The sequence below is a fragment of the Rugamonas sp. DEMB1 genome, from assembly GCF_029834475.1.
GTDB classification, from domain to species: Bacteria; Pseudomonadota; Gammaproteobacteria; order Burkholderiales; family Burkholderiaceae_D; genus Rugamonas; species Rugamonas rubra.
On record NZ_CP122407.1, the window covers coordinates 2497684 to 2510956 of the forward strand.

The following is a 13273-nucleotide window of genomic DNA, read 5'->3' on the forward strand; positions in this document are numbered from 1 at the left end:
GCTTGCGCTCGCCAGTATTGCGGAGCCGAAGCGAGGAGCACGCAAGTGCTCCTCGCTGACCCGCAGGTCCAACTATCAGCAATGCTGGCCGCATAGATCAATTGGCAATGGCGGTGCGGTCAAACCTCCCCGCTATCGAAACGGCGCGGCCCCCCTGCGGCTTACCAGCCCAGGTAGTAAGTTGGCGACAGCCAGCTAGGCCGGCTCAGGCCGAAGTACGACTCCAGCATCTTCTCGGCTTCGCAGAAGGCGCCTTCGACCCAACCCTGTTGGTCGGAATAGGCTTCGCCGCAGATGTGGATGTTCTCGGTGGCCACCGGCTTGCGCATGTAGGGCATCACATCCTGCACCTTGTAGCCGGCCTTCCAGGCGTGGTAGCCGGCGCCGAACGGGTCGTCGGTCCAGTCCTTGAACCAGGTGATATACGGCATGGGCACGCCGACGCCGTGCAGCTCGCGCAGCTCGTCGACCAGCTCCTTGACCATCATGTCGCTGGCCTGGACGTCGTTGAGGGCGGCGACCTCGCTCTGCGAGGCCAGCCGCGTCTTGCGCGGGCGGAACTTGACCGGGTCGTCCGACAGCGCCTTCCAGAACGTTTGGGTGTCCATGTCGCCATAGCTGCCGAGCAGCATGGAGTGGTCGCTGAACTCGCCGGTGCCGAAGTAGTAGCACTGGCGCATCGGCAGGTCGGTGATCGAATGCCCGGCCGTGATGCCCAGCTCCTCGCGCCACCACGGCGAATCGAAGCCCATCAGGATCTTGAACGCCGGCTCCATGATGACCGAGCGGATGTTGTTGTTCAACTCCGTGTTCTGGTTGATGTTGAAGAAGAAGTTGTTCTGGTCCAGCAGTTGCAGCGAACGCCGCGGCATCGCCAGCACCAGGCTGTTGGCGTACACCTTCCATGGCAGGTTCGTGCGCAGGTTGAGGAACACCAGCTCGTAGCGGTGGGTGGCCGATTCCGCATGCTCCTTGTTGAAGGTCAGCAGCTTGTTTTCCGTCCAGATGCAGGCGCCCTCGTAGGCCATGTACTCGTTCGCCATCGCATACACCGTGCTGTCGAAGCCGGTGGCGATGGTCTTGTAGACCGCTGTGGCCGAGAAATCGCCGATCATGTAGGGGAAGGCCTCGGCGGCATTCCAGTTGATGGTATTGGAATAATAGCCGCCGCCGGTCGACAGGAAGGTGTAGCCCTCCTGCGATACCTGGTCCTTGAGCAAGTTCCAAAAGCCGATGTCGTTGACCAGGCGCTTGTCATACGGCGAGCCTTCGAATTGATATGTCAGATAGGGCTTGATTTGGTCCCATTGCTCCAGCGTCAGGTGGATGGTGTAGGTGTACTCGTCGACTTTATTCACGAATTCACTGTAACGCTCGTTGAACCAGGGGTCGGCGACCAGTACGTCGTAAATCACCTTGCTGAATAACTGGTCGGCGCTAAAGCCGATATCGTCGTCATTTAAATAGTAACGGGTGAGTAGTTTCTCGCCATTCGCCTGCGCTTGGCTCCAGGCATTCTGTTTGCAACGGTCCTTGCGCAAATACATAAACAATTTCGCCGGGTCGCCCATCGGGAAGTCGACCGCCTCCATTTGATCGGCGAACACCTCTTCGATCAGCGTGGTGACGATCTGTTGCGAGGTCAGGTAGCGCATGCCGCCCAGTTCGCCCTGCACCGTCGGCAAGCCGGGCAGGCGCACCGATTCGAGCCGGCCGGCGATGCGCGTGTTCATGTCGAACACCTGCACCTGGGCGCCGGTCTTGGCGCCCGCCGTGGTCAGGCGGTACGCCGAGTAGATGCCGGAAATGCCGGCGCCGACGATGGCCACGTCCAACTTCAAGCCGTCCTGCATGCCGGTGTTCAGTGCTGTATTTTTATCAACCATCATAGTCTCCTTGTCGTTGTTGGAAGCGGCTTACATGGCCTTGAAGTAGCGGTGGCCGGTCTGGAAGTGGGAGATGTCGTAGCTGCTTTTGCCGTCGAGCGCCATTTCCGACAAGATTTGTCCCAGCAGGGGCACGAACTTGGCCGCCCAGCCGGTCGCGTACATGACGATGTTCTTGTGGTTCGGCACATAGATCGGTGCGAAATCGATCAGCATTTCCTTTCCAGGAATATTGCTCAGCGCCACCAGGCAGGTGGACTTGTAGTGCGGCGTGGGGTCGAGCCCGGTCATGTGCTGCTGCACCCACTCGACCGTGTAGGCGATCTCCTGGGGATTGGGGATGAAGCTGGCCTGGTTCGGGTCGCTCAGCGGCGTCATCACGAAATCCGGCGCGACGCGGATGTAGCCGGGGTGGTCCCAGTCCACTTCGGGAAAGCCGTAGAACTGGTTGCCGCTGTCGCCGGCCGGTTCCTGGAAGACAAACCAGGTCGGGTACTGGATGTTCGGATCGCTCTTTTTGAAATAGGTCGAGGCCATGTTCCAGTAGGTCGCGTCGATCTTGAACTTGAGCAGGTTGATGACGTCGTTGATGTACGGCCCCGGCACGATCACCAGCTTTTTGCCGGCAAAGGTGCCGCCCGGGGTGGTGATCATGAACAGTTGATCGGACTGTTCGATGCCGATCACCGGCGACTGGTCGAGCATCGTCACATAGGGACTGGCCAGGTTGCAGTCGTACAAGGTGCGCTGGGTGGCGTGCAGGTCGATGCTGGCGCCGTCGGCCTGGAACAGGCCGCGATAGTTCTCCGGCAAGTCCTTGAAGTGGTATTGCGCTTCGATTTGCGCCACCGTCAATTCGGTGTAGGGCACGTCCAGCGCCTGCATGGCCAGCTCGGCGGCGGCGATATTGCCCTCGGTCGATTGCACCGCCGGATCGCCGAACCACAGCGTGCCGACGGTGGTCAGCAGTTGCTCCTCGGTGTGGCTCTGCAGCTCGGCCCAGTAGGGCAGCGCGTCCTCGGCCATCTTCACCATGTATTCGTCGGGGTAGGGGATGCGGAATTGGCGCGACATGCCGGCCGAACTGCCCTGCTGGTTGAAGTAGGTGAATTGTTCCAGCACCAGCGTCTTGGCGGCGCGTTTGCTGTTGTAGTAGGCGGTGGCGAGTCCCATCGGGCCGCCGCCGATGACGATCACGTCATATGTTTCCTGAAAATTATTCGCTGGCTGAGTTCCTTTGTCGACAGGCATACGGCATCCTTTTTAATAGTAAAGACGGATGGTTGGAGAATGCTGAAGCAGAAATTTCCGGTGAGTAGGCGAGATTCGACACCGGTGTTTTAGTATTGCAGAAATCGAGCGGGAATAAGGCGGATGTGGGACGATTCCAACGTCGAGTTATGATATTTAAATAATAACTTGACACGACGGGTGGCTAGCAAATCGATTGGATTTTCGATAAGCGGCCGGCCGTAACTATTAATATTGAATTGAATATGCCGAGGGCGATTGATTCGCGCGATCCGGGGGGGGGGGCGGAGGCGGCGGGAGGGGAGGGGCGGCGCAACGGCCGCGATCCGCCGTCGGCATGGATTACTTGGCGGCGTCCAGCGTGAAGATGGCGTAGACCTTGGCGCCCGACTTCTCGGTCGGCTTGTCGATCTGCACCTGCATGCAGTCCTCCACCACGATGCTGCGCCAGTTCGGCACGCCGGCGTTGGCGAAGGGCGAGTTGGCCTTGCAGGCCAGGCTCATGTCCAGCGCCAGGCGGGCGTTGCGCGGCTCGCCCTTGGTGTAGTTGACGCCGCGCAGTTCGATGCCGTACGGCGCCAGCCATGGTTCCCACAGGCCGGACTCGACGCCCTGCACGATGCGTTCGAACATTTGCTCCAGCGTCAGGCCCTTCTTGACCACGCCGCGCAGGATGGCCAGCGAGGGCGCGGTGCGCGCGTCGCCGCTCAGTTTGCTCGCGCCGCGCTCGCCGATCGCCTTCAACTCCTTCGAGAAGGCGGCGTCGCGCTCCGTGTAGTCGCGCATGCGCTGGAAGAACTCGGTGCTCAGGAAGGGGTTTTCCGGGCGACCGACAGGGGCTGTGGCCTCGACTGTGCGTTTGGCAGGAGGCTGTTTTTTGTTCGTCATGGCTTCATCAATTCGGTGTAAGGGGCGCAGTTTAACATTGTCTGCGCCAACTCAGGCGATGCCGAGCAGCTCGATGGCCGCCAGGCTGATCGCCGCCAGCGCCAACAGCGACAGCAACACCGCCAGCGTGACCCGGCCGCCGGCCTTGAGCACGGCGCGCGCGTCGACGCCCAGGCCGAGCGCCGCCATCGACATGATGGTCAACAGCTTGGCGGTCCACTGCGCCGGCTTGAGCACGGCCTCGGGTAGCAGGCCGGCCGAGCGCAGCCCCATCAGCAGCAGGAAGCCGACGATGAACCACGGCAGCAGATGCGCCAGGGCGGGGCGCTCGCCGCCGCCGCCGCCGCCGCGCCTTTGGCCGAATAGCGACAGCAGCAGCACCACCGGCCCCAGCATGAGCACGCGCACCAACTTGACCAGCGTGCCGATGTGCACGCTCAACAGCGACACCGAGCCGGTCGCCGCCAACACCTGCGGCACGGCGTACACGGTCAGGCCGGCGAACACGCCGTACTGGGTCGGCGAGAACGACAGCGCCGGCACCAGTAGGGGCAGGACCAGCACGACCACCACGCCAAGCACGGCGGTGAAGCCGATGGCGGCGGCGACGTCCTCGCCGTCGGCGGCGATCACCGGGGCGACGGCGGCGATGGCCGAGTTGCCGCAAATCGAGTTGCCGCAGGCGATCAGGATGGCCATCTTCCTCGGCAGGCCCAGGGCGCGGCCGATGGCGAAGCTGCAGCCGATGGTCAGGACGACGACGGCGGCGATGGCGCCGATCAGCGCCGGCCCCTTTTCCAGCAGCGCGGCGGCGCTGACCGAGGCGCCCAGCAGCAGCACGGCCACCTCCAGCAGCGTCTTGGCGCCGAAGTGCACGCCGGCGGCCACGCTGGCCGGCAGGCGGACGAAGGTGCGCAGCGCGCTGCCGAGCAGAATCGACAGCACCAGGCTCTCCAGCCAGGCGCGGCCGAACAGATGGGCCTCCAGGCTTTCCGCGCCGTGGGCGAGCAAGGTGACGAGGGCGCACAGCGCCAGGCCGGGCACGAGCTCTGTCGTTCTCTTTGCCACATTCGCGTTCATTTTCCTCATAACCTTATACGAAAACTGCATAAGGAGGATTGTCGGTTCGACAGATCATTAAGTCCATCGTACAATTTATGATGATTCATTCACCTACATCGAACGATTAACCCAGCCATGAGCCATGACGCTTGAGCAATTACGGATCTTTGTCGAGGTCGCCCAGCGGCAGCACCTGACGCAGGCGGCCAGCGCGCTGGCCTTGACGCCGTCGGCCGTCAGCGCCTCGCTGCGTGTGTTGGAGGAGCGGTATGCGACGCCGCTGTTCAACCGGGTCGGCCGGCGCATCGAGCTCAACGAGGCCGGGCAGCTGTTCCTGGCCGGCGCGCGCGCCACGCTGGCCAGCGCCCGCGCGGCCGAGCTGACGCTGCAGGAGCTGGGCGGCTTGCAACGCGGCGTGTTGACCATCCAGGCCAGCCAGACTATCGCCAGCTACTGGCTGCCGGCGCTGCTGGTGCGTTTCCGAGAGAAGTATCCGCAGATCGAGCTGGGCCTGGCCATCGGCAACACGCGGCAGGTGGCGCAGGCGCTGGTCGACGGCGCGGCCGACCTGGGCTTGGTGGAGGGCTGGTCGACGAACCGACCTTGGTCGCCAGCACGGTGGGCGAGGACAGCTTGATCGTCGTCGTCGCGCCCGAGCATCCCTGGGCGGCGGGCGGGCCGCTCGGCATGGCCGATCTGCTTGGCGGCCGCTGGATACTGCGCGAGCCCGGCTCGGGCACCCGCGCCGCCTTCGAGCACGAGCTGCGCCAGGCCGGCGTCGACCCGGCGGCGCTGGACGTGGTGCTGGCGCTGCCGTCGAACGAGGCGGTGCGCTCGGCCGTGCTGGCCGGGCGGTTCGCCACGGTGGTGTCGGAGCTGGTGGTCGCCGAGCAGCTGCGGGCGGGGGCGCTGCGCAAGGTGGCGGTGAGCTTCCCGGCGCGCGCCTTCCACCTGCTGCGCCACGTTTCGCGCTACAAGAGCAAGGCCTCGCTGGCCTTCGTGCAGATGTTGGACGCGCCGGACGCGGGTATTGCCTAGCTGAGGCTGCGCAAGGCGCCGTCCATGCGCGGGTGCCTAAAGACGAAGCCGCTCGCCGTCAGCCGCCACGACAGCCATTGCGCGCCGCCGCCCAGCGCCCAACTCGTGCCCAACTCAGCGCAGGGCGCCGCTCAGCACAGGGCTGCGCTCAGCACAAAGCCTCGATATAGCGGGCGTCGACCTGGGCGCAATAGCTGGCGCAGGCGGCGCGGGCCGCGTTGGCGGCGGCGTGCACCAGCATCTCGGCGTTGGCGTGCAGGCACATCGAGACGATGATGGCCGGCGGCTCGGGATGCACCGGCAGCTCGATGAACTCGCCGCTGTCGAGGAAGGCGCTGACGAACAGGCTGGGAATCGCCGCCACGCCGTAGCCGTCCTTGACCAGCTGGACGATCGCCGCCACCGACGGCGAGCAGGTGATGCGCGTTTGCTCCAGCGGCACCGCCGCCAGGTTGGCCATCTTGCTGACGATCTCCTCCAGCGCCCGTTGCGGCGCCGTGCCGCGGCCGAAGGTGAGGATGGGCAGTTGCAGCAGGCGCTGGTTGAGCCCCTCCTTGCGCGTGTCCAGCAGGCCTCTGCGGGCGATCCAGTGCAGCGGGTAGATGGCCAGCGCCTCGGACACGATGTCGCTGCTGTCGATGCCCTCCACCTGGATCACCAGGTCGAGCTCGCGCGCGCGCAGGCGGCGCTCCAGCGCGTTGCTGGTGTCCACCGCCAGGTCGATCTCCAGTTCCGGATAGTGGCCGTTCATCTCGCGGATGTACTGCGCCAGCCAGCTGTGCACCACCGATTCGATCACCCCCAGGCGCAGGCGGCCACGGATGGCGCTGTCCTTGCGGGCGGCGCTTTGCAGGCGGCGCGTGGCGTCGACCACGGCCTTGGCGTGGCCGAGCAGGTACTCGGCGTTGGCGGTGAGGCGGAATTCCTTGGCCGAGCGGTCGATCAGCTCGGTTTGCAACTCCTCCTCCAGACTCTTGATGCGCAGCGAAATGGCCGCCGGCGTGGCGTGCAGCGCCTGCGCCGTGGCGCGAAAGCTGCGCAGCTGGGCCAGGATGACAAAGGTTTCGAGGAAGCGGGTATTCATGTGTGGGGCAAGAATACCTTAACCATAGCCCCGTGCCTAGCGATTCACGGTAAGAAAAACTTTACAACAACAGCAAATAAAACTAGATGGCTGCATGCAAAGTTCACGACTATTCTTACTCCATCGCATGTCATTTTGTTTATGCCAACACAGTTCCCACCTTCTCAACGAGCCCGACCATGACACCACTTGAATTGCGTCACCAAGTCCGCAGCGGCCAGTTCCGCCAGCCCACCTCGGGCTATTGCGGCGCCTACGCCCAGGCCAACCTGGTGATCCTGCCGCAGGCCCAGGCCGACGACTTCCTGCGCTTTTGCCAGCGCAACCCGCGCGCCTGCCCCTTGTTGGCGGTCGGCGAACCGGGCCAGTGGAACCTGGCCGCGCTGGGCGCCGACATGGACCTGCGCAGCGACGTGCCGGGCTACAACGTCTACCGCGCGGGTCAGCTGAGCGCGCAACCGCTGACCTTGCACGAGATCTGGCGCGACGACCTGGTGGTGTTCGCCATCGGCTGCTCCTTCTCCTTCGAACAGATGCTGATGGACGCCGGCATTGCGCTGCGCCACGTCGAGCAGCGCAAGAACGTCGCCATGTACCGCAGCAACATCCCGAACATCGCCGCCGGCCCCTTCGGCGGCAACATGGTGGTCTCGATGCGGCCGATGAAGGCGCGCGACGCCATCCGCGCCATCCAGATCACCAGCCGCTTCCCGGCCGTGCACGGCGCCCCGGTGCACTTGGGCGACCCGGCCCTGATCGGCATCGCCGACCTGGCCCAGCCCGACTACGGCGACGCCGTCGCGGTGGGCGCCGACGAGCTGCCCGTGTTCTGGGCCTGTGGCGTCACGCCGCAGGAGGCCCTGCGCGGCGCCGCGCTGCCCCTGGTCATCACCCACCAGCCCGGCTACATGCTGGTGACCGACATTCCCAACGCCTCGTTGGCCGCTTTTTGACGCATCCGTTTCACCGTTTCACCACACATAAAAACAAAATCACAAAAACACGAGGAGAGCAAAGATGAACACCACCGCCATACCCACCGTGCAGTCCGACGGTTTCTTTTCCTGGTTCCACGCGCTCACCGGCAAGGAGCGCCGCACCTTCTGGAGCTGCAAGATCGGCTACGCGCTCGACGCCATGGACACCCAGTTCCTCAGCTTCGTCATCCCGACGCTGATCGCCACCTGGGGCCTGTCCAAGGGCGACGCCGGCCTGATCGGCACCGTCACCTTGTTGACCTCGGCGGCCGGCGGCTGGATCGCCGGCATCCTCTCGGACCGCATCGGCCGCGTCAAGACGCTGCAATTGACCATCCTCTGGTTCGCCTTCTTCACCGTGCTGTGCGGCCTGGCGCAGAACTTCAACCAACTGCTGCTGGCACGCGGCCTGATGGGCTTCGGCATGGGCGGCGAGTGGACCGCCGGCGCCATCCTGATCGGCGAGGTGATCCGCGCCAAGGACCGCGGCAAGGCGGTCGGCATGGTGCAGGCCGGCTGGGCCATCGGCTGGGGCGTGTCGGCCCTGCTGTACGCGCTGATGTTCTCGCTGCTGCCGGCCGAATGGGCTTGGCGCTCGCTGTTCCTGCTGGGGATCTTGCCGGCCTTGTTCGTCATCTTCATCCGCCGCTTCGTCGACGAGCCGGAAGTTTTCGTCACCCAGCAGAAGCAACAGGAGGAGGCCGGCGCCGAGCGCGCCAAGTTCACCGAAATCTTCTCGCCCAAGATGATCAGCACCACCTTGCGCGCCGTCCTGCTGACCACCGGCGCCCAAGGCGGCTACTACGCCATCACCACCTGGCTGCCGACCTTCCTCAAGACCGAGCGCCACCTGACCGTGCTGGGCACCGGCGGCTACCTGGCGATGGTCATCGTCGGCTCGTATGTCGGCTACATCGTCAGCGCCTTCCTCACCGACTATTTGGGCCGCAAGAAGAACTTCATCCTGTTCGCCACCGGCTCGCTGTGCATCGCCCTGGCTTACACCCGCCTGCCGGTGACCGACAACGTCATGTTGTTCCTCGGCTTCCCGCTTGGCTTCTTCGTCTCCGGCGTGTTCAGCGGCATGGGCGCCTTCCTCACCGAGCTGTTCCCGACCCGCATCCGTGGCTCCGGCCAGGGCTTCAGCTACAACATGGGCCGCGCCGTCGGTTCGCTGTTCCCGCTGCTGATCGGCCTGGCCAGCCAGAAGATGGCGCTGGGCGAGGCGATCGGCATCTTCGCCGCCACCGCCTACGGCGTGATGATCCTGGCCGCGCTGACCTTGCCCGAAACGCGCGGCAAGCAGCTCGAATCCTGAGCCACGGATCGACACTTCGCATCGCACTACGGCGTTGCGGCGCCTGCCGCAACGCCTCTACACGAACACACCAGAGAGCACCATCATGAAAAACCAACTTCCAACCACTCCCTTGCGCTGGCAATTCTGGGTCGACCGTGGCGGCACCTTCACCGACATCGTCGCCCGCCGCCCGGACGGCAAGCTGGTCACCCACAAGCTGCTCTCCGAGTACCCCGAGCGCTACGACGACGCCGTGACCCAGGGCATGCGCGACATGCTGGGCCTGCGCGCCGGCGAGCCGCTGCCGGTCGAGCAGATCGAGGTGATCAAGATGGGCACCACCGTGGCCACCAACGCGCTGTTGGAGCGCAAGGGCGCGCGCACCGCGCTGGCCATCACGCGCGGCTTCGCCGACCAGCTGCGCATCGGCTACCAGGACCGGCCGGACATCTTCGCCACCAACATCGAGCTGCCCGAGTTGATCTACGAGGAGGTGATCGAGATCGATGAGCGCATCGGCGCCCACGGCGAGGTGCTCGCCGCGCCGGACGAGGCGTTGGTGCTGGCGCAGTTCCGCGCGCTGCGCGCCAAGGGCATAGGCTCCATCGCCATCGTGTTGATGCACGCCTACCGCTTTCCCCGGCACGAGCTGCGCCTGCGCGCGCTGGCCGAGCAGGCCGGCTTCGGCCAGATCTCGGTGAGCCACCAGGTCAGCCCGCTGATGAAGATCGTCGGCCGGGGCGACACCACCGTGGTCGACGCCTACCTGTCGCCGGTGCTGCGCGACTACGTGGCCCGCGTCGCCTCGGAGACCGGCGACGTGCGCCTGATGTTCATGCAGTCCAACGGCGGCCTGACCGACGCCGCCCGCTTCCAGGGCAAGGACGCGATCCTGTCCGGCCCGGCCGGCGGCATCGTCGGCGCGGTGAAGAGCTGCGAGGCGATCGGCCTGCGCCAGGTGATCGGCTTCGACATGGGCGGCACCTCGACCGACGTGGCCCACTACGACGGCGCCTACGAGCGCGTCTTCGAGACCGTGGTGGCCGGCGTGCGGGTGCGCGCGCCGATGATGCACATCCATACCGTGGCCGCCGGCGGCGGCTCCATTTGCAGCTTCGAGCACGGCCGCTTCAAGGTCGGCCCCGAGTCGGCCGGCGCCAATCCCGGTCCGGCCAGCTACCGCAAGGGCGGCCCGCTGACCGTCACCGACTGCAACGTCATGCTCGGCCGCATACAGCCGGCCCACTTCCCCCGCGTGTTCGGCCCCAACGGCGACCTGCCGCTGGACCGCGACGTGGTCGAAGCCGCCTTCGCCGCGCTGGCCGAGCAGATCGCCAGCGAGACCGGCACCCGCTTGTCGCCGGCCGCCGTGGCCGAGGGCTTCCTCACCGTCGCGGTGGACAATATGGCGCAGGCCATCAAGTCGATCTCGGTCGAGCGCGGCTACGACGTCAGCCGCTACGCCATGTGCTGCTTCGGCGGCGCCGGCGGCCAGCACGCCTGCCGCGTCGCCGACGTGCTGGGCATGAGCCAGATCGTCATCCACCCCTTCGCCGGCGTGCTGTCGGCCTTCGGCATGGGCCTGGCCGACATCCGCGCCATGCGCGAGGGCGCCGTCGAGCAGCCGCTGTCGGCCGCCGCGCTGGAGGAACTGCAACCACAACTGGCCGCGCTGGCGCGGCAGGCCAGCGACGAGCTGCTGGCCCAGCAGGTGGCGCCGGCCGACATCGTGGTCGAGCTGTGCGCCCGTTTGAAATACCAGGACAGCGACGCCGCCTTCGTCATTGCCCTCGGCGACGAGGCGGCCATGGCCGAGGCCTTCGCCGCGCAATACCGCAGCCGCTTCGGCTTCGTCATGGCCGGCCAGCCGCTGGTGATCGAGTCGATTTCGGCCGAGGCCATCGGCGCCGGCGACGGCGCCGCCTTCCAGATCGAGGTGCCGAACGTGGCCGGCCACGCCGAGGCGGAGCACAGCGAGGTGCAGGGTTATGTGGACGGCGAACGCGGCCCGATCGCCCTGCACGTGCGCGCCGCGCTGCCGGTCGGCAGCCGGGTCGCCGGCCCGGCGCTGATCCGCGAGGAGATCGCCACCACCGTGGTGGACGTCGGCTGGTCCGCCAAGGTACTGCCCGACCACACGCTGCTGCTGGAACGCACGGTGCCGGTCGGCAGCGCGCACAAGATGACCACCGCCGTCCATCCGATCCACCTGGAGATCTTCAACAACCTGTTCATGGCGATCGCCAAGCAGATGGGCACCACCTTGGAAAACACCGCCTACTCGGTCAACATGAAGGAGCGGCTCGACTTCTCCTGCGCCGTGTTCGACCGCCACGGCAACTTGATCGCCAACGCGCCGCACATTCCGGTCCACCTCGGCTCGATGAGCGACAGCGTGTTGTGCGTGATCCGCCAGCACGCCGCGACGATGGCGCCGGGCGACGCCTACGTGCTCAACGTGCCCTACAACGGCGGCACCCACCTGCCGGACATCACCGCGGTCTGCCCGGTGTATGGTGCCGACCGTGCCGCGCCGCTGTTCTATGTGGCGGCGCGCGGCCACCATGGCGACGTCGGCGGCATCACGCCCGGCTCCATGCCGCCCAACAGCACCTCGATTTTGGAGGAGGGCGTGCTGCTCGATAACATCAAGATCGTCGACCAGGGCGTCTTCCTGGAGCCGCTGGTGCGCAGCCTGTTCGCCGCCGGGCCTTGGCCGAGCCGCAACATCGACCAGAACATCGCCGACCTGATCGCCCAGCTGGGCGCCTGCGAGACCGGCGCCAACGAGCTGCTCAAGGCCGTCGCCGGCCACGGCGAGGACGTCGTGCTGGCCTACATGGGCCACGTGCAGGACAACGCCGAGGCGGCCGTGCGCGTCGCCATCCGCGGCCTGCGTGACGCCAGCTTTGCCTACGAGATGGACGACGGCGCCGTGCTCAAGGTAGCCCTGACCATCGACCACGCCAACGGCGGCGCCACGGTCGATTTCACCGGCACCAGCGAGCAGCGGCCGAGCAACTTCAACGCGCCGCTGTCGGTGTGCAAGGCGGCCGTGCTGTATGTGTTCCGCACCCTGCTCGACAGCGACATTCCGATGAACGAGGGCGTGCTCAAACCGCTCACCTTGATCATTCCCGAAGGCTCGATGCTGAATCCGCGCTATCCGGCGGCCGTGGTGGCCGGCAATGTCGAAGTGTCGCAGTACGTCACCGACGCGCTGTACGGCGCGCTCGGCGTGCTGGCCGCCTCGCAGGGCACGATGAACAACTTCACCTTCGGCGACGACGAGCACCAGTACTACGAGACCATCGCCGGCGGCGCCGGCGCCGGGCCCGGCTTCGACGGTTGCTCGGCGGTGCAAACCCACATGACCAACTCGCGCATGACCGATCCGGAGGTGCTGGAGTGGCGCTTCCCGGTGCTGGTCGAGACCCACGCCATCCTGCGCGGCAGCGGCGGGGCGGGCAAGCATCGCGGCGGCGACGGCGCGCTGCGGCGCATCCGCTTCCTGCGCGCGATGACGGCCAACATCTTGGCCGGCCATCGCCGCATCGCCCCGTTCGGCCTGGACGGCGGCGCGCCCGGCGCGCTGGGGCGCAACTGGATCGAGCGGGGCGACGGTTCGGTGGAGCGCTTCGGCGCCACCCACACGGCCGACATGGCCAGCGGCGACGTCTTCGTCATCGAGACGCCGGGCGGTGGCGGCTTCGGCCAGGCCGGCGGCTAAGCGGGGCGGGCGCCGGCCTGGGCCCGGGTCAGGCCGTCGGTAGCGCTATCGACGGCG

The 13273-nt window shown here is 66.0% G+C and carries 8 protein-coding genes and 1 pseudogene; 4 read left to right on the forward strand and 5 right to left on the reverse strand.

The features are described 5' to 3' along the window. Window positions 1-161: 161 nt before the first annotated feature. The 4 genes from QC826_RS11465 to QC826_RS11480 form a co-directional block, all read right to left on the reverse strand. On the reverse strand, window positions 162-1889 hold the full coding sequence (locus QC826_RS11465; RefSeq protein WP_279765739.1) for an FAD-dependent oxidoreductase: 1728 nt from the start codon (window positions 1887-1889) through the stop codon (window positions 162-164). Window positions 1890-1916: 27 nt separating this feature from the next. Then, entirely contained in the window at window positions 1917-3083 is a 1167-nt protein-coding gene (locus QC826_RS11470) for an FAD-dependent oxidoreductase (RefSeq protein ID WP_279765740.1), read from the reverse strand. A gap of 396 nt (window positions 3084-3479) precedes the next feature. Then, window positions 3480-4025 carry a hypothetical protein gene (locus tag QC826_RS11475; RefSeq protein WP_279765741.1) on the reverse strand — a complete coding sequence of 182 codons (546 nt, stop codon included), beginning with the start codon at window positions 4023-4025 and terminating at the stop codon, window positions 3480-3482. A gap of 51 nt (window positions 4026-4076) precedes the next feature. Beyond that, window positions 4077-5093, reverse strand: a complete 1017-nt coding sequence (locus QC826_RS11480) for a YeiH family protein (RefSeq protein ID WP_279765743.1) — start codon at window positions 5091-5093, stop codon at window positions 4077-4079. A gap of 136 nt (window positions 5094-5229) precedes the next feature. On the opposite strand from QC826_RS11480, the pseudogene QC826_RS11485 reads away from it, so the two are divergent. Then, window positions 5230-6125, forward strand: a pseudogene (locus tag QC826_RS11485) (LysR substrate-binding domain-containing protein). Window positions 6126-6273: 148 nt separating this feature from the next. Here QC826_RS11485 and QC826_RS11490 read toward each other — a convergent pair. Next, entirely contained in the window at window positions 6274-7209 is a 936-nt protein-coding gene (locus QC826_RS11490; RefSeq protein WP_279765744.1) for a LysR family transcriptional regulator, read from the reverse strand. 179 nt (window positions 7210-7388) lie between these two features. On the opposite strand from QC826_RS11490, the gene QC826_RS11495 reads away from it, so the two are divergent. The 3 genes from QC826_RS11495 to QC826_RS11505 all read left to right on the forward strand — a co-directional run bounded on the left by QC826_RS11495 (window position 7389) and on the right by QC826_RS11505 (window position 13216). Further along, window positions 7389-8162, forward strand: coding sequence for a putative hydro-lyase (locus QC826_RS11495; protein ID WP_279765745.1), 774 nt, complete (start codon window positions 7389-7391; stop codon window positions 8160-8162). 64 nt (window positions 8163-8226) lie between these two features. Beyond that, window positions 8227-9504: an MFS transporter gene (locus tag QC826_RS11500; RefSeq protein WP_279765746.1), complete on the forward strand. Its 1278-nt coding sequence runs from the start codon at window positions 8227-8229 to the stop codon at window positions 9502-9504. Window positions 9505-9589: 85 nt separating this feature from the next. Next, on the forward strand, window positions 9590-13216 hold the full coding sequence (locus QC826_RS11505) for a hydantoinase B/oxoprolinase family protein (RefSeq protein WP_279765747.1): 3627 nt from the start codon (window positions 9590-9592) through the stop codon (window positions 13214-13216). The last annotated feature ends 57 nt before the right edge of the window (window positions 13217-13273 follow it).